The organism is Saccharopolyspora sp. NPDC050389, assembly GCF_040655595.1.
GTDB lineage: Bacteria > Actinomycetota > Actinomycetes > Mycobacteriales > Pseudonocardiaceae > Saccharopolyspora.
Map to the genome: position 1 here is coordinate 1 of NZ_JBFAKG010000018.1, position 15,538 is coordinate 15,538.

The 15,538-nt window shown below is 67.8% G+C and carries 16 protein-coding genes, 1 tRNA gene and 1 pseudogene; 12 read left to right on the forward strand and 6 right to left on the reverse strand.

What is annotated here, in order from left to right; translation table 11 throughout:
- A pseudogene (locus AB0I53_RS14105) lies at positions 1-125 on the forward strand (IS110 family transposase); the annotation flags it as partial.
- Between the two features lie 103 nt (positions 126-228).
- Here AB0I53_RS14105 and AB0I53_RS14110 read toward each other — a convergent pair.
- Positions 229-480: a type B 50S ribosomal protein L31 gene (locus tag AB0I53_RS14110; RefSeq protein ID WP_358601584.1), complete on the reverse strand. Its 252-nt coding sequence runs from the start codon at positions 478-480 to the stop codon at positions 229-231.
- A gap of 113 nt (positions 481-593) precedes the next feature.
- A complete protein-coding gene (locus AB0I53_RS14115) occupies positions 594-1,850 on the reverse strand; it encodes a GTP-binding protein (protein ID WP_358601587.1) in 1,257 nt (418 codons plus the stop codon).
- Between the two features lie 97 nt (positions 1,851-1,947).
- Between AB0I53_RS14115 and rpmB the strand changes: the two genes are divergently transcribed.
- The 7 genes from rpmB (at position 1,948) to AB0I53_RS14150 (ending at position 7,051) form a co-directional block, all read left to right on the forward strand.
- Complete coding sequence (rpmB, locus tag AB0I53_RS14120; RefSeq protein WP_358601590.1) at positions 1,948-2,184, forward strand: 50S ribosomal protein L28; 237 nt, start codon at positions 1,948-1,950, stop codon at positions 2,182-2,184.
- Positions 2,184-2,351, forward strand: a complete 168-nt coding sequence (rpmG, locus tag AB0I53_RS14125) for a 50S ribosomal protein L33 (RefSeq protein WP_132492926.1) — start codon at positions 2,184-2,186, stop codon at positions 2,349-2,351. The genes rpmB and rpmG overlap by 1 nt, the downstream gene beginning before the upstream one ends.
- A 392-nt stretch (positions 2,352-2,743) precedes the next feature.
- Positions 2,744-3,049, forward strand: coding sequence for a 30S ribosomal protein S14 (gene rpsN, locus AB0I53_RS14130; RefSeq protein ID WP_358601593.1), 306 nt, complete (start codon positions 2,744-2,746; stop codon positions 3,047-3,049).
- A gap of 3 nt (positions 3,050-3,052) precedes the next feature.
- The gene (rpsR, locus tag AB0I53_RS14135; RefSeq protein ID WP_358601596.1) at positions 3,053-3,292 is read left to right on the forward strand and encodes a 30S ribosomal protein S18; all 240 of its coding nucleotides are present in this window, start codon (positions 3,053-3,055) and stop codon (positions 3,290-3,292) included.
- Positions 3,293-3,432: 140 nt separating this feature from the next.
- Positions 3,433-4,113: a 5,6-dimethylbenzimidazole synthase gene (gene bluB / locus AB0I53_RS14140; protein ID WP_358601599.1), complete on the forward strand. Its 681-nt coding sequence runs from the start codon at positions 3,433-3,435 to the stop codon at positions 4,111-4,113.
- Between the two features lie 84 nt (positions 4,114-4,197).
- Entirely contained in the window at positions 4,198-5,682 is a 1,485-nt protein-coding gene (locus AB0I53_RS14145) for a diguanylate cyclase (RefSeq protein WP_358601927.1), read from the forward strand.
- 205 nt (positions 5,683-5,887) lie between these two features.
- Positions 5,888-7,051 (forward strand): hypothetical protein, encoded by a 1,164-nt coding sequence (locus AB0I53_RS14150; protein ID WP_358601602.1) that lies wholly within the window; start codon positions 5,888-5,890, stop codon positions 7,049-7,051.
- A 28-nt stretch (positions 7,052-7,079) separates the two neighbouring features.
- Here AB0I53_RS14150 and AB0I53_RS14155 read toward each other — a convergent pair whose 3' ends face one another.
- Complete coding sequence (locus AB0I53_RS14155; protein WP_358601605.1) at positions 7,080-9,152, reverse strand: hypothetical protein; 2,073 nt, start codon at positions 9,150-9,152, stop codon at positions 7,080-7,082.
- A 141-nt stretch (positions 9,153-9,293) separates the two neighbouring features.
- Between AB0I53_RS14155 and AB0I53_RS14160 the strand changes: the two genes are divergently transcribed.
- Positions 9,294-9,366 (forward strand) — tRNA-Arg (locus AB0I53_RS14160).
- Between the two features lie 11 nt (positions 9,367-9,377).
- On the forward strand, positions 9,378-9,656 hold the full coding sequence (locus AB0I53_RS14165) for a hypothetical protein (RefSeq protein WP_358601608.1): 279 nt from the start codon (positions 9,378-9,380) through the stop codon (positions 9,654-9,656).
- A 401-nt stretch (positions 9,657-10,057) separates the two neighbouring features.
- Here the strand turns inward: AB0I53_RS14165 and AB0I53_RS14170 are convergent, their stop codons facing one another.
- Positions 10,058-10,972 carry a hypothetical protein gene (locus AB0I53_RS14170; protein ID WP_358601611.1) on the reverse strand — a complete coding sequence of 305 codons (915 nt, stop codon included), beginning with the start codon at positions 10,970-10,972 and terminating at the stop codon, positions 10,058-10,060.
- Positions 10,973-11,715: 743 nt separating this feature from the next.
- On the opposite strand from AB0I53_RS14170, the gene AB0I53_RS14175 reads away from it, so the two are divergent.
- On the forward strand, positions 11,716-12,237 hold the full coding sequence (locus tag AB0I53_RS14175) for a hypothetical protein (RefSeq protein WP_358601614.1): 522 nt from the start codon (positions 11,716-11,718) through the stop codon (positions 12,235-12,237).
- A gap of 489 nt (positions 12,238-12,726) precedes the next feature.
- Here the strand turns inward: AB0I53_RS14175 and AB0I53_RS14180 are convergent, their stop codons facing one another.
- The gene (locus AB0I53_RS14180) at positions 12,727-13,257 is read right to left on the reverse strand and encodes a GNAT family protein (protein WP_358601617.1); all 531 of its coding nucleotides are present in this window, start codon (positions 13,255-13,257) and stop codon (positions 12,727-12,729) included.
- Between the two features lie 382 nt (positions 13,258-13,639).
- Entirely contained in the window at positions 13,640-14,485 is an 846-nt protein-coding gene (locus AB0I53_RS14185; protein WP_358601620.1) for an NAD(P)H-binding protein, read from the reverse strand.
- Between the two features lie 80 nt (positions 14,486-14,565).
- On the opposite strand from AB0I53_RS14185, the gene AB0I53_RS14190 reads away from it, so the two are divergent.
- Positions 14,566-15,534 (forward strand): AraC family transcriptional regulator, encoded by a 969-nt coding sequence (locus tag AB0I53_RS14190; RefSeq protein WP_358601623.1) that lies wholly within the window; start codon positions 14,566-14,568, stop codon positions 15,532-15,534.
- The last annotated feature ends 4 nt before the right edge of the window (positions 15,535-15,538 follow it).

Below are 15,538 nucleotides of genomic sequence, written 5' to 3' on the forward strand. Positions count from 1 at the left end.
GCGAAGGGAAGGGCCACAAACAAGCCCTGCTCGCGCTCGCCCGCCGACGCCTCAACGTCCTGTGGGCGATGATCCGCGACGGCCAGCGCTATCAAGTTTCACCTCCCGCCACTGCTGCGGCTTGACATCACGATTGGGAAGTCCTTTCGTGGTTCTCGCGTTTCCGCTGTGCACGGGCCGTGCGTGTTTTGTGCTGCCATAGCGACACAAAACGCACACGGGTGCTGATCAGCGAATCCGGTCGCCGTAGCGGCGGCGGAACTTCTCGACCCGGCCCTGGGTGTCGAGCACCCGCTGGTTGCCGGTCCAGAACGGGTGCGAGTAGGCGGTCACGTCGATCACGATCAGCGGGTAGGAGTTGCCGTCCGCCCATTCCGTCCGCACGTCGGACGTGGCGGTGGAGCGGGTCAGGAAACGGTCGCCGGTGGTGCGGTCCTGGAACACGACCGGCCGGTATTCGGGATGGATTCCGGGCTTCATGAGTTCTCCTCCAAGGTCTGATCCTCTGCCGCGCGAAGCCGCTGACGGCCACGCGCGAAATGAGGCGTTTTCGTGCGAAAACGCCGCTCCCGGCGTTGCGTCCTGGCAGCCCGCTACGCCTTGCCCGTCTCGCCGGTGGCGTCCGCGGTGGTCTCCGCCGGGTCGTCCCCGCACGGATCGGTGTGCCATTCGCCGAACGGGTCGTCGTAGTTCGCCCACGCCCGCTCGCCCGCGGCGAGCTCGTCGTCGGTGAGCAGCGCGCGGCGCAGGGCGTGGACGATGTCCTGCGGATCGGCCTCGTGGGCGATCACGACCAGCTCCTGCATCCGGTCGCCGTAGTAGTCGTCCCAGGTCAGCGAGGCCCTGACCTGGCGCTCCGCCGAGACGTCCGCCCAGTCGCCGGGCTCCAGCGCGGCCAGCCACGGCCCGGCGTGCGCGACGCCGAGCCCACCGCCCGCGGACTCCAGCCACAGCGCGACGTCCGGCTGGCTGGCCACCCAGACCCGGCCGCGGGTGCGCACCACGCCGTCCAGCAGCACGTCGATCGCCTCGTGCAGCCGCTCCGGGTGGAACGGCCGACGCTCCTCGAACAGCACCACCGACACTCCCGCGTCGGCGTCCAGCGACGGCTGCCCGCGCAGCAACCGGCCCTGCGGCCCGTCGACCACACCGCGCCGCGCGTTGGCGGGCACCTCGGCCAGCAGCGCGGAAACCTCCAGGTCGTCCAGGTGCGCACCAGGCGCGTTGGGCGTGAGCCGGGAGATCACCGCCTCGGTGCGCGCCTGGTTCCACCGGTCGCCGGCGCGGCCGGCGAGCACGATGGCGTCGGCGAACTCGACCTGTCCCACCGCGACCTGGGCAACGGTGCGTTCGTCGTCCGCGCTGCCGCCGAGGCCGCGCTCGACGAGCTCCTCCTCGCCGGTCGCGTCGGACAACCAGGTGGCCAGGTCGACGGTGGTGACCACGGCATGGACGTCGACGTCGTCGACCAGCGGACGGTCGTCCACCAGGACGTTCTGCAACGCCCAGCAGATCGTTTCGGGTTCCAGCGCCGGGTCGAGCTGCACGACGATCCGCGTCACATCGGGCGCGGCGGACAGCCTGCGCAGCAGCGGCAGCATGTCCAGGCGCAGCGTGCAGGACACGCAACCGTGCGCCAGCTCCAGCACCTCGATGCTCTCGGCGTCGCCGTGCCGGACCAGGCGCCGAACCACGCCCTGGGCGACTTCGCGCAGGTCGTGGTGCACGAGCGCGGTGCCCGCCGGGTCTTCCCGCCACGCCGCTTCGGCTGCCGCCGCGACCTGCTCCGCGCGGATCCCGGCCACCATGATCAGCGGAATCCGCCGGTTCGCGGACGACTCGGTTCCCATCCCCACCTCAATCGACAACGGTTTTCATCTGACGTGGACACACGCTACCCTCGTCGGCGACGAAATGAAAATGGATGTCATTATCGAGAGGAAGGTCATGTCCATCCGCTGCCAGGTGACCGGGAAGAAACCCGGCTACGGCAACCAGGTCTCCCACTCCAACCACCGCACCCGCCGCCGCTGGCTGCCCAACGTGCAGCGGAAGCGCTACTGGCTGCCGTCCGAAGGCCGCTGGATCCGGCTGCGGGTGTCGACGAAGGGCATGAAGACGATCGAGAAGCAGGGCATCGAGGCCGTGGTGGCCGAGATGCGAGCGCGAGGGGAACGCGTCTGATGGCCAAGAGCACCGACGTCCGTCCGGTGGTCAAGCTGCGATCCACCGCAGGCACCGGCTTCACCTACGTGACCACCAAGAACCGCCGAAACAACCCGGATCGCCTGGTCCTGCGCAAGTACGACCCAGTAGCCCGCAAACACGTCGAATTCCGCGAAGAACGCTGAGTTCGGGTTTCCAGGCATGTCTTGCGCGGCGGTGCGGGTAGCGGAACTGCGGGATCCCCGACACACGTATGCCCAATACGTCGCGTCGGGGCTGTCCTCGCCGAGAGCCCACTTAGGGCGGGCACAGTCTGAGAACCCGCGGCGGTGCAAGTTGCAAAGGTGGGCTAAGCGGTTTCGCCGCTTGCGACAGCACTCCGAGCACAACTTCGAGCGTCGCGGCTGCGGTTGCGCTCGCGGACAACGGAAGCGGCTGCGCCGCTTGCTTTGCGGGAGTCATGGTCGAGCGCGCTCACCACTGATCTTCCAGTCCCTGAACCCTGCTCGTGAGTGTTGGTTCCGGTTCTTACCGGAACCAACACTCACGAGCGCCGAATACCGAAAGGAACGGCCGAGTGGCCAAGAAGTCCAAGATCGCGCGCAACGAGCAGCGCCGCGAGATCGTCGCCCGATACGCGCAGCGGCGGGCCGAGCTGAAGAAGATCATCGTCGCTCCCGGCAGCAGCTCCGAGGAGCGCGTTGCCGCTCAGCGCGAGCTGCAGCGCCAGCCGCGCGACGCGAGCCCGGTTCGCCTGCGCAACCGGGATGCCGTCGACGGGCGTCCGCGCGGCTACTTCCGCAAGTTCGGCGTCTCCCGGGTGCGGCTGCGCGAGCTGGCGCACTCCGGCGAGCTGCCCGGCGTGACGAAGTCGAGTTGGTGAGCCGTGGCGCACAACGACCGGCGCGGCGTGCGCCGCAAGCCGAACCTCCTCCAGCGTGAAGGCATCGTCCAGGTGGACTGGAAGGACACCGCGCTGCTGCGGAAGTTCATCTCCGACCGGGGCAAGATCCGCTCCCGTCGCGTCACCGGCCTGACGGTGCAGGAGCAGCGCGAGGTGGCGAAGGCGATCAAGAACGCCCGCGAAATGGCCCTGCTCCCCTACCCCGCGAACGGTCGCAAATGAACCATTTGCCCAGGTAGATGCTCGTGAGTGTTTTGGGCCGCCATAGCAGCCCAAAACACTCACGACACCTGAGCAGGCAAAACCTGCCGTCCGGTGCCCCTCGCCTCGCGGCCCTCGGCGGAGCGGCAGGATGGTCGGCGATGACGATCGCCGGACGAGCCTCCAAGTTGACCGACACCGCCCCCGCCGCCGACCTCTACGACGTGATCAACCGCCGCCGCGACGTGCGAGGGGAGTTCACCGGCGGCGAGCTGCCCGACCCGGTGCTGCGTCGCGTGCTGACCGCCGCACACAGCGCGCCCAGCGTCGGCCTGTCCCAGCCGTGGGACTTCGTCCTGGTCCGCGACGACGCCACCCGCCGCGCCTTCCGCGAGCACGTGCTGGCCGAACGCAGCGTGTTCGCCGCCCAGCTCGACGGGGAACGCGCCGAGACCTTCGCCAAGATCAAGGTCGAGGGCATCGTGGAATCGTCGCTGGGCATCGCCGTCACGTACGACCCGAACCGCGGCGCACCGCAGGTGCTCGGCCGCCACGCGATCGCCGACGCCGGCCTGTACTCGGTGTGCCTGGCCATCCAGAACCTGTGGCTGGCCGCCACCGCCGAGGGCCTGGGCGTCGGTTGGGTCAGCTTCTACCGCGAGGAATTCCTTCGCCGGCTGCTGGGCATTCCGCAGGGAGTGCGTCCGGCGGCATGGTTGTGCGTAGGGCCGGTGCGCGCCCTGGCCGACACACCAGACCTGGAACGGCACGGCTGGCGCCAGCGGCTACCGCTGGAACGAGTCGTGCACTACGACAAGTACGGACAAGGTCGCAACCGGTAGCCTGGATGGCACGAAAACCGCTCCGGCACGCGGTTCCACTACTAGGTTCGCTCCTGCGAGGACGCGGTGCAGGATGATCCGCTGATGATCGGCCACCTGCCGACTCACGACCGCCACGTGCGGTTGTTGCTGGACTCCGGCCGATTCGCCGAGGCGAACGCGGCGTTCGACGAGCTGATCAAAGCCGGGACGAGCGACGTCGGCGAGCACTGGAACCGGCCGACCGTGCTGGTGCACCGGGCGTTGCTGGCGTGGCGGCTGGGGCGCATCCCGCTCGCTCTGGAGCTGATCGCCGAGGGCTGGACCGATCTCGACGTCGACCGCCCCGAAGGCTCGGCAGCCGCGCACACCATCAGCATGCTCGGCTACCTGCTGGAGACGATCGGCCACCGCGGCCCGGCGCTGGAGCTGATGGCACTGTCGGTGCAGATCGCCCGCGACTCCGACGACCAGGCGGCGCTGGCACACTGCCTGAGCCGGGAGGGCAACGCGCGGGTGTTCCGCGCCGTGACCCGCCCCGACGAGACCAGCGCGGCGCAGTTCGCGCTGGCCCGCGACCTGTTCGACGAGTCGCAGGCGCTGGCCAACCCCGGGCAGGTGAAGCGATCGGCGCTGGCCGGTTTCGCGCGGGCGCTGGCCGGCGTCGGCGAAACGGCCGCCGCGGAGCGGACCGCCCTGGAGGCGCTGGCGCTGGGGCGCGGCGCCGACGACTGGTTCACCGCAGCGGTGGCGAACTGGGTGCTGGCGGTGGTGCGCCGCGAGCAGAACCGGCTGGAGGAGGCCCGCACGTTCGCCAGCCGAGCGCTGGAGGGCGCCGAAACGATCCGCGACACCATGCTGATGATGCAGTTCTCCCTCGACCTGGCGGCGATCTGTGAGGAGCTGTCCGACCCGGTCGGCGAATCCGCCGCGCTGCGGCGAACGGTGGCCGCGAGCAGCACGGCGGTGGACGTGCTGCAGGAGGGCCTGGGGCAGGCCTTGGAGCAGCGCCGGGTGGCGGTGCAGGCGCAGCGCATGGCGGTGGCCGCCCGCGAAGCCGCGCTGCGCGACCCGCTGACCGGCCTCACCAACCGCCTCGGCTTGGAGCGGCGCGCACCCGTGCTGCTGGAGAGCACCGCGGCGGCCGGGCGGGTGCCGTGGCTGTTGCTGCTGGACGTGGACTGGTTCAAGGACGTCAACGACCTCGCCGGGCACACCGCGGGCGACGTCGTGCTTCAGGAAGTCGCGAACTTGCTGCGCCGCGAATGCCGCGCCGACGACCTCGTCTGCCGCTGGGCCGGCGACGAGTTCGTGGTGCTGCTCGTCGACGCCTCCGAGGAATCCCGCGACGCCGGCCCGCTCGTCGCCGAGCGGATCCGCGCCGCGGTGCAACGGCACGACTGGCGGCTGGTGCTCGGGCGGCTCACCAAGGCGCCGACGGTGAGCATCGGCGTCGCGGCGGGTCCGGCGAACCTGGAGCACCTGTTCGCCGCCGCCGACATCGCGCTGTACCGGGCGAAGCGGGCCGGGCGCAACCGCTGGGAGATCGATGGGGACCGGCCGACCGCGGACAGCTCGACCACGAGTTGAGGCGCATCCGGCTCGGTTAGGATCGAGCGCCATGTCCACCGCGCTGCGATCCCCGAGCGACAGTTTTCCCCTGCGCAGCAAGGTAGAATCGACGCCGGAAGCCCGGAAGCCCGGAAGCCCGGAAGCCCGGAAGCCCGGAAGCCCGGAAGCCCGGAAGCCCGGAAGCCCGGAAGCCCGGAAGCCCGGAAGCCCTGCGGTGGCGGTCATGTCGCCTGCTGAGCCGCAGCGGGCGGGCCGCTGGGACACCGCGCCGGTGGAGCGCCGAGTTCTCGGCGTCGTAAGAACTCTGGCCGCGTTGGATCGCCTGCTGGACGTGCTCCCGGTGCTCGCGGACGACATGCGGGTGGAGACCCGCTTCGCGGTGGCGGCGGGGTCGGAGTTCGCCGCGAACCTCACCGACCAGCTGCACCGCTCGCAGGCGCAAGTCGTGGGCTGGGAGCAAGCCACCGGCAAGGACTTCGACTTCGCGATCTCACCGAGCGGCAACGGCTCGCTGCACGAGCTGGAGGTGCCGGTGCTGACGCTGCCGCACGGCGCCGGGCACCACAAGCTCCGCGCCACGGAAACCGGTGTGGCGGCTGAAGTTTCGGGCCTGTCCGCCGCGCAGCTGATGCACGAGGGCCGGGTCGTCCCGGCGGTCGTCGGCCTCTCCCACCCGAACCAGCTGGTCGAGCTGCGGCGCAACTGCCCAGCAGCGGTTCCGCGCGCCGAGGTGATCGGCGATCCGTGCTTCGCGCGCTTGCAGGTCAGCCTGCCGATGCGAGAGCAGTACCGCGCCGCCCTCGGCACCGGCCCGCGAAAGCTCGTGGTCCTGGCCTCGACCTGGGGCCCGAATTCGCTGTTCCGCCGGCAAGGCGGGCTGGCGCGACAGTTGGTCGCCGCGCTACCCGCCGAATATCAGGTGGCATTGGTGCTGCACCCGAACATCTGGAGCAGGCACGAGGGCCTGCAGCTCGAAACCTGGCTGCGGACGGCCCTGCGCAACGGGCTCGTGCTGGTCCCCCGGCTGCGCAAGTGGCAGGCAGCGCTGGTCGCCGCGGACGTGGTCGTCTCCGATCACGGCTCGCTGTCCTTCTATGCTGCTGCGCTGGGAAAACCCCTGCTGCTAGCCGCTTTCGGTGCCGGCGAGGTGGCGCCCGGCTCGCCGATGGCGCTGCTGGGCGAGCGGGTCGAGCGCCTGGACCCGGCCGGGAACGTGCGGGCGCAGATCGATGCGGCGAGGCCGGTCCCGGATCATCGGCAGCTCGCCGACCTCGCCTTCCAGGACCGCCCCTACCAACGTCTGCGCGAGCTGATCTACCGGCAGCTGGACCTTCCGGAGCCGCCGTGGCCGGCCCGACCGGAGCCGGTGGACCCGTTCCACTCGTGAGTGATCGTTGCGATAAGAACCGGAGTGATCACTCACGACCGAGCTTGCGCGCCACCCGCTCCGCCTTCGGGCTCTCCGCCTGCTCGTAGATCTCCAGCGCCTCCGCAAGGCAGTCCCGCGCGCCCGGCTGCCCGGTCGCGGTGAGCGAGTCGGCGAGCAGCTCCAGCGGCTCGGCGAGGTCGAAGGAAGCCTGCCGTTCCCGCGTCGCGGCGATGGCCTCGCGAAGCGCCGAAATGGCCGGCTCGTGCTGCCCGAGCGCCTGGTGCGCCCGCGCCGCCGCGACCCCGATCCGGCCGGGAGTCCGCTTGTCCTCGGGGAATTCCGCCAGCCGGTCCAGGGCGGTCCGCAGCACGGCCAGGGCCTCGTCGTGCCGACCGAGCCCGGACAGCGACTTGCCCATCAGGTATTCCTGCAACGCCATGCCGCGACGCCGCCCCAGCTCCTCGTTGAGCCGCCGAGCCCGCTCGAAGTTCCCGACGGCCTCGGCGAATTCGTCGCGGGCGTGCAGCACCTTGCCCTGGAACTCCAGCGCGGAGGCCAGGATTCGCCGGTGCCCGGCCTGCTCGGCCGCCGCGACCGCCTTCGCGCACTCCTCGTGCGCCTCGTCGAGCTCGCCGCACTCCATCAGCAGCTGGCCGCGCAGGCTCCGCATCCGCGCTTCCGCGGCGAGATCCTCGATCTCCTGCGCGGAGGCGATCGCCAGCAGCAAGGCCGGCAACGTGTCGGAGTAGTGCTTGTGCTGGTTGTGCAATGCCCACAATGGACCATCACAGAGGGCGATCACATCGACGTGCCAATTGCTTTCGGCGGCCAGTCGAACCATCCCGAGCAGGTTGACCCGCTCCCGCTCCAGCCACGCAAGCGCTTCCTCCCGCGTGAACGGGTTCTCGCCGTCGACTTCGTCATCGACGACGCGAAGCCGGCTGGGTTCCATCACCATCCGATCGGCGAACGCACCCTGCCGCCGATACCAGCCGACGAGGCGCCGCAACGCGTCGTCGCGCCGCGCGGCGCCGAGCGCGCGAGCGGCTTCGGAGGCGTGCTCGCCCACGAGGTCGTGAAGGAGGTACTGCTCTTGGTCGTTCTCTTCCACCAGACAAGTCCTGTGCAGCTCGGCGAGACGGGATTCGGCATCGAACTCGGTGAGATCGGCTAACGCCGCCACCGCCCCCGCTGAGAACACCGGCCCGGGAAAGACGCCGGGAAAGAGCCCCAGCCACGGGTAAAGCTTCGCTTCGGCGGCCGGGAGCTGCTCGACCGCGAGGTCGAGGGCCGCGAACGCCTCGTGGAGGTGATTGCGCCGCCGCCTCTTGTCGGACAGCTCCCGAACCGCCCGCGCGATGCTCCAGGACGTCCGGCGCTGGAGCAGCTTGGCGACCAGGCGAAGGACGTGCGGCAGCCTGCCGCACCGGTCCACGAGCTCCGCAGCAGCGGCGGGCTCGGCGTCGATCCGCTCCCGCAGACCGCTCCGCCGCAGGTAGTCGAGGGCATGCCCGGGATCGAGCGCGGCCAACCGGATCGGCCGAATCCCGTCCACCACCAAATCAGCGGCGTCGTGGTGGCTCGTGCACAGCACCACGCTTTCCGCCGAGGCGGGCAGCAACTTCGCAACGTGCGCGAGGTCGCCCACGTTGTCGAAGAAGAACAGCAGCTTCCGGCCCCTGGTCTTGGTGCGCAGCAGGGAGATCTTGTCGTCCTCAGACAACGGAATCCGGTCGCCGCCAACACCGAGCGAGCGCAAGCAGTGCTCGGCGGCCTCACCGAGCGACCGCTGCCCGAGGCCGAAGTCGAACCGCACCTGGCCGTGCTCGAACGAGTCGATCACCCGGTACGACCAGTAGGTGCCCAAGGCGCTCTTGCCGACCCCGCGAATCCCGCTGATCACGGCACACCCGGCCCGAGCACCGCGCGCCTCGGCCAGCAACGCGTCCAGCGCTTCGCGCTCCGGCTCCCGATCGACGAAGTTGACCGGCTCCGCCACCAACTGCCCAGGTGCCTCTTGCGGCGCAGGCACCTCCTGCTTCCCGTGGAAGTGCACGTCGCCGTAGATGGCCCCGGCCTGCACGAGGTTGCGCACCGGACCGCTGTTCTCGTTGCCCATACCCACCCCAGTGGCGCCGAACGGTAACGATCACCTGACGATACGCGACGGAAGCCTGCGGCCGGTGGGACGCAGGGGACGCCAACCGGGTGTCGGAGGAGCACGACGAGGCAGGTACGCTCCGAGAAGGTCGAAGACCAAGCCCTCGTAGCTCAGGGGATAGAGCACCGCTCTCCTAAAGCGGGTGTCGCAGGTTCGAATCCTGCCGGGGGCGCAAAACCGCTGGTGAACGAAGCGGGAGCTGATCTAGTTCAAGATCAACACCCGCTTTACCCCCATCTTCGCGTCAGCCCTCCGGCTGAATGCAGCGCGAACTTCGAAGGCGACGAAGACCCTGCCTACCGCGCTCTGGTCAACGACTTCTACCAAGCCTGGACCACCTGGAACGACAACCAGGACACCCCAGAAGCCGAGCAGCTCAAGGCCCCCAAGGAACAGCTCGCAGACCAGCTCCGCGCGATCCGGCACCCACCCATGCCGCCCAACCTGCTCTTCGAGCCCTGACGACTCCTCACGACCCCGCAGTCCGCGTGCTCAAACTTTCTCTACTTCATCAAGGGCGGCCCCTGCGGGGCCGCCTGCCTGCTGTTTGCGAGCCATGACGAGGCCGCCTGCCTTCCTGTATGCGAGCCCGGCCAAGCCGTCGATGGCCGGGCGCGAGCGGAAAGGTCGACGGCCTCGTCATGGCGCGAGCGGAAGGCAGGCGGCCCCGCAGAAGCCGCAGAAGTGGAGACCTTGAACCACGGACGTCCTGACCGCACTGGTCGCTTGGGCTAGCCTTCAAAGATCGGTGCTGGGCACGTGGGCAGGGTAGTCACCTTGGCCCTTCCGCTGCCATCGACCAGTAGCGCTCCGAGGAGGGTTGCCTGCTTGTGGTCGCCTCATTGGCTGCTCCCGGCTGCCGTTCATGAAGAGGTTTTCGGCGACGCCTTTTCTTTGCTATCTGCTTTATCGAGCAGCCCCCATTTGCCTTTTTGTCCCGGGGTAGTCAGGCCTTCTGGACTCTCCACTTCTTTGATCGTATAGCCACGCGGAAGCTTCCTGTGTCGTACAGCAAAGTCGCTAGCGTCTATTCTTATTAGACAATCTTGAACATAAGGCCCTCCCGTTTTGCCGGGTGTTCGCAGTTCGCAAAAATCACCAATCGTACATCTAACGAGAAAGACTTCGCTGTCGTCGACATCGCGCATTCTCAGATCTCTGTGGAAAGTGACATCGAACAGTATGGCTCCAGCGTCGAACTTTGCTCCCGTGAAGTCAGCATTGCCTGCGATGTGAGTGTGTTCTATGTGAAGCCGATTAATGGCTCGCGCGTTCGCTAGATTAAGGCTGGCAATCTGAGTGCCGACAAATGCAAAGTCATAAAACACGGCTCCCGACAGGTTAAGATGAAGCGGTCCCCAGTAGGTCGAGGCGGGCGCCTTACCTTTGCTTCCGTTTCCCGGGCTCACGTGCGTATTCAAAATCTGCTCGACGGTTCGTCGCACCTGTTCTTCGCGAAGCGAGTCGCATGCGGCGCATTTCTGATCTGGCCCATCGTTATGTCCGGGAATGCACTGCGTTACTGGTGGATAGTAGGGCATTCGAAGATAACCACAGAGCGCGTCAGCAACCCGCTGGCGATATTCAAGATTATCTTGGCCGATCCGTTCCAACATGTGCAAGGCGACAATCCTGGCGGGAGCTTGGTCGCTCGCTAGATGCTCCACGGCTTTGGAATACTGTTCAGTAATTTGCTGCTGGCGAGAATCAATTTCGGCATGCCACTGTCGACGCACAGTTACAAATAGCACTAGTGCTCCGCCGATAGTGGCAGCCACAGTCAATCCTGTCCGGATTGCCTCGGTTTGCATCCGCGTGAGCTCAGGCTCTTTCAGTGCGGGAGCGTTGGGTCGGGTTTCTCGGAGGGAACCTTCGGGCCATAAGAGCCACGCTACGAAGAATCCCGCGGCTACGGCGAACACCAACGCAGCCACCACCAGTGTGGGCCAATGTATAGATCGCGGCACGAAGCGACGAAGCGCCCTAAGGCGGGACCAAAGTCGTTGCACGGCATCCATAGTGACTGATTGCTGCAGATGGTGGGTTCGCTTCACGCTCACTGGCTGGCTGAGGCACTGGCGGCGTTTCTCAACGCTCCTCAAGAAGCGTGCGGCGATATGTCGCCAGCGCCTCAGCTAACCGGTCGCGAGCAACCTTCGCTTCTCGGTCATCAGCCGACACGCCCGACGTGCACACAACACCGCTTGCGGCCTTCACGTGGCGCACGGCCCCCCGAACGAGCTGCCCTTTGACTCCGGCTGGAGTTCACAGGATGTCGGTCAGTGCACTTTTGGTGCACAAAACAACGTCAAACGTCCGCAGGCGACCATCTCTAGCGAACGTTTGCTTTCGTGATCAATGCAGGCGGTGCTAGGTGCTGGCGTGTGTCGTCAAACGTCCGGAAGCGTCGCCTCAGAATCCGCGGGTTTAGGGTTCGATTGCCCAGCAAGAGCTGGCGGTCGGTGGGTCTGGAACAAACGGACGTCAGGCGGCGCGCGGCCTTTCCGGCGATCCTACGAGAGTGACCGGAGGCACCAACGACGAAGATTCCGCAGCCCACCGACCGCCTGACACGGCCCAGACCGATTACACCGGTGCGATCTACGGCTCGCTGCTGGCCGCGTCGGTGGTGGTCGGGGCCAGCACGCACAGCGAGTACCCGCGTCTCCAGTTGGTGCTGCTCCTGCTCTGCACCGGGGTGGTGTTCTGGGCCGCGCACGCCTACGCCAACTTCGTCGGCGACCGGTTGCGGCACGAGCCCGTGACGCGGCACGAGATCTGGGACGTCTGCGCCCGGGAATGGCCGATCGTGCAGGCAGCTGTTCTGCCGGCCGCCGCTGTCGCGATCAGCCCGTTGCTGAACCTGGGCCCGAGGGGTGCGGCGTGGCTGGCGCTCGGTGTGGCTGTGACCCAGCAAGTCATGTGGGCCAGCGCGGCAGTCTTGCGGGCGGGCGCTTCTCGGTGGGAGTTGGTGTCCGTCGGCACCGTCAACCTCGCGCTCGGCCTGATCATCGTGGCCGTCAAGGCAGCGCTTCAACACTGATCAGGAGCTGCTTGGGTGCGGCGACGAGACAGCGGCTGCCTACCCGTGATCCTGATACGAGCCCCCACCTTACCCCCAAGAATCAACCGGAAATGTCCCCAACGCCGAGTAACCAGCGTTCGCAATCGGAATCCGTTGAGTTCACAGGGAAAATCCGCTTCTGTCCGGAAAGGACCGGAAGCAAGATCTCCTAAAGCGGGTGTCGCAGGTTCGAATCCTGCCGGGGGCGCAAAACCGCTGGTAAACGAGGACACCCCAGAACCCGAGCAGCTCAAGGCCCCCAAGGAACAGCTCGCAGACCAGCTCCGCGCGATCCGGCACCCACCCATGCCGTCCAACCTGCTCTTCGGGCCCTGACGACTCCTCACGGCCCCGCAGTCCGCGTGTTCAAACTTTCTCTACTCCATCAAGGGCGGCCCCGCAGAAGCCGCCGAGACGGAGATCTGATCCTGTCTACGAGTTTCGACAGCACCCACGCTGGCTGGATTTCTATGCAGCGGATCGCCATTCCCCTTCGAGGATGCTGAAGATCATGGAGTCTCGCCAGCCGTCGTGGAGCAGCGCCGTGTGGCGGAGGCGTCCCTCGTGCGTCATACCGATCTTGGACAGCACTCGGGAGGAGCCGAGATTCCGCGGGTCACAGGTGGCATAGATTCGGTGAAGCCCCAGTTCGTCGAACCCGTGCGCAAGAAGCTGCCGACCGATTTCTGTGCCGATGCCCTGCCCCCATACCCGGGGATGCACGATGTATGAGATCTCGCCCTGGCGCTGTGCATGGCTGCGGACATGCAGCTCGCCCATGCCCACCACATCCTGCCCGACGCGGGCGACATAAGGGAACCGGCGTTGCGGGGTATGCGACCATGCCTTGACTGCGGAGTCCACGAAGTCCTGCGTCTGGCCCTGTGTGTTTGGCCCCCAGGGCTGGTAGCGGCACACCTCCGCGAGGCACGCCCACGAGTGAATGGCCTGCCAATCCGCGAAAACGATCTTTCCTAAGGTTACCGAGCGCTGACTCATACGATGATCATGATCGCCTCGCCGCGCGCGGCCAGTTGGTGGGGAGGTATCTGGCCGCCAGTGGTTACGTAGCGTTGAGACCCAGCAGCGGCAGGCACGGGCCAAGCTCCTCAACGTCGACCGGGATGGTGCGATACCGCTCCCACGCCGCTCGGCTCAGGCGTAGTCGATGCTCAATTGTCAACCGTCCACGAAGGGCGCGGCGTTGGAGCCCGTCGGGTTGGTAGCCGAGCTTGGTGGACACAGTGCGGGAGGCGGCGTTGTCCTCAGGGGCGCCACGCAGACAGTCCCGGAGGAGCAGTCAGGCTGCTCCATCGCGGGACCCTTTCTGTTTCGGGGCGGGATCGCTCCGCCTCCCGGACCGGCTGCTCGCCATCTGCGGTCAGGTCGGCCAGCCGCCTGCGGCGGCGGTGGACTTGGCGAACTCGGTGAACGTTCTCGGCTGGCGGCCCAGGGCTCGCTGCACGCCGTCGGAGACGTACTCGTCCGTGCCCTCCCTGAGGGGCTCCATGACATCTGCGAAGGCTTCCGCGTCTGCGGGTGGCAATCCCTGCTGGACGAGTTCCGCGACGTAGTCCTCGACCGTGAGCGGCACGTAGCGGACTTCTCGGTCGCTGGCCTCGGAGATCGTGGCGACCGCCTCGGCCAGCGTCACCGCTCGGGGGCCGGACAACTCGTAGATCTGGCCCCCGTGCCGGTCTTCGGTCAGCGCGGCGACCACCACCGCCGCGATGTCCTCGGCATCGACGAAGGTGGCAGCCCCATCGCCACCGGGCAGCCGCAGCTCACCGGCGCGGATGGCATCGGCGAAGAAGCCCTCGCTGAAGTTCTGCGCGAACCAGCCCGGCCTGCTGATCGTCCACTCCAGACCGCTCTCCCGGACGGCGGCTTCGCTGTCGACGATGCCCTCCAAGAAACCGCTGCTGTCCTTCGCGTAGTCCGGATCGTCGATCCCGCGCCCCGAAGCCAGCACGATCCGCTCCACCCCATGCCGCACCGCCCGCTCGACGAACGGGCGGACGAGCTTCGTGCCGTCCAGCTGCACGATGTAGGCGGACCGCACACCCTCCAGGGCGGCATCCCAGGTGCTGCGGTCGGTCCAGTCGAAGACGTGCGCGCCGGCCCGGGCCGCCGCGCGAACCGGCAGTCCCTTGGCCCGCAGTTGGGTGACGACGCGGCGGCCGGACTTGCCGGTCGCTCCGGTGACCAGAATTGGATGTTCAGACATGACGCCAGTCAACTGGCCCCTACTGAGACGAGCCATGGCTGAGAAGCTCCATTTGATGTCTGGGCGTCTACATTGAAGATATGGACGCCGTGTCGGAGCTGTTGGCGGAGGTGCGGGCGCGTGGCGCCATCTTCCGGCAGACGATCATGCGGCCGCCCTGGGCGCTGCGGATGGCCAGCGGTGCCCCGCTGACGCTGGCCACGATGTTGCGCGGCCATGCCTGGATCGTTCCCGACCAGCACGAACCGGTGCGCATCGGAGTCGGCGACATCGCCGTCGTCCGCGGCGACGTGCCGTACGCGGTGGCCGACGACCCCGCGACCACACCCTCGCTGGTGGTGACCAGCGCCGACTACTGCTCGGGAGCCGAGGGCGTCGAGCACGCCTCCGGACCCGCCCGCACCTGCGGAGCTCCCGCCGAAGGGGCCGCCGTGCTGCTCAGCGGGGCTTTCGAACGCCGGGGAGAGCTCAGCGAACGGCTGCTGCAGGCCCTGCCCGCCGTGCTGGTGGTGCCGGCCGACGACAGCCCCTACCCGTCGGTGGAGGTGGTGGCCGAGGAGGTCGCCAGAGGCCGGCCGGGACAGCAGTTGGTGCTGGACCGGCTGCTGGACCTGATGCTGGTCTCCGCGTTGCGCAACTGGTTCGACAACCCGGACGCCAATGCCCCGGCCTGGTGCCGTGCGCTGGACGATCCGGTGGTGGGTACCGCGCTGCGGCTGCTGCACGACGCGCCCGCCCGCCCCTGGACGGTGGCGGACCTGGCGGTCAAGGCGGGAGTATCGCGGGCGGCGCTCGCCCGGCGGTTCACCGCGCTGGTCGGCGAACCGCCGATGGCCTACCTCACGGGCTGGCGGATCGCCTTGGCCACGGACCTGCTGCGGGAGACCGATCACACGGTGGGCACGATCGCGAGGAAAGTGGGCTACGCCAACGCCTTCGCGCTGAGCGTGGCGTTCAAACGACTGCGCGGCACGCGGCCCAGTGATCACCGGAGCCCGCCACCCCATCAAGCAGTCAGCTCACGGGCCACATCGAGAGTGCGCAGCTGATCGC

Bases quoted from the DNA above. Each gene is read 5' to 3' on its own strand.
- AB0I53_RS14110 (WP_358601584.1), bottom strand. From the start codon at position 480: ATGAAGCCCGGAATCCATCCCGAATACCGGCCGGTCGTGTTCCAGGAC.
- AB0I53_RS14115 (WP_358601587.1), bottom strand. From the start codon at position 1,850: ATGGGAACCGAGTCGTCCGCGAACCGGCGGATTCCGCTGATCATGGTG.
- rpmB (WP_358601590.1), top strand. From the start codon at position 1,948: ATGTCCATCCGCTGCCAGGTGACCGGGAAGAAACCCGGCTACGGCAAC.
- rpmG (WP_132492926.1), top strand. From the start codon at position 2,184: ATGGCCAAGAGCACCGACGTCCGTCCGGTGGTCAAGCTGCGATCCACC.
- bluB (WP_358601599.1), top strand. From the start codon at position 3,433: ATGACGATCGCCGGACGAGCCTCCAAGTTGACCGACACCGCCCCCGCC.
- AB0I53_RS14145 (WP_358601927.1), top strand. From the start codon at position 4,198: ATGATCGGCCACCTGCCGACTCACGACCGCCACGTGCGGTTGTTGCTG.
- AB0I53_RS14150 (WP_358601602.1), top strand. From the start codon at position 5,888: ATGTCGCCTGCTGAGCCGCAGCGGGCGGGCCGCTGGGACACCGCGCCG.
- AB0I53_RS14155 (WP_358601605.1), bottom strand. From the start codon at position 9,152: ATGGGCAACGAGAACAGCGGTCCGGTGCGCAACCTCGTGCAGGCCGGG.
- AB0I53_RS14180 (WP_358601617.1), bottom strand. From the start codon at position 13,257: ATGAGTCAGCGCTCGGTAACCTTAGGAAAGATCGTTTTCGCGGATTGG.
- AB0I53_RS14185 (WP_358601620.1), bottom strand. From the start codon at position 14,485: ATGTCTGAACATCCAATTCTGGTCACCGGAGCGACCGGCAAGTCCGGC.
- AB0I53_RS14190 (WP_358601623.1), top strand. From the start codon at position 14,566: ATGGACGCCGTGTCGGAGCTGTTGGCGGAGGTGCGGGCGCGTGGCGCC.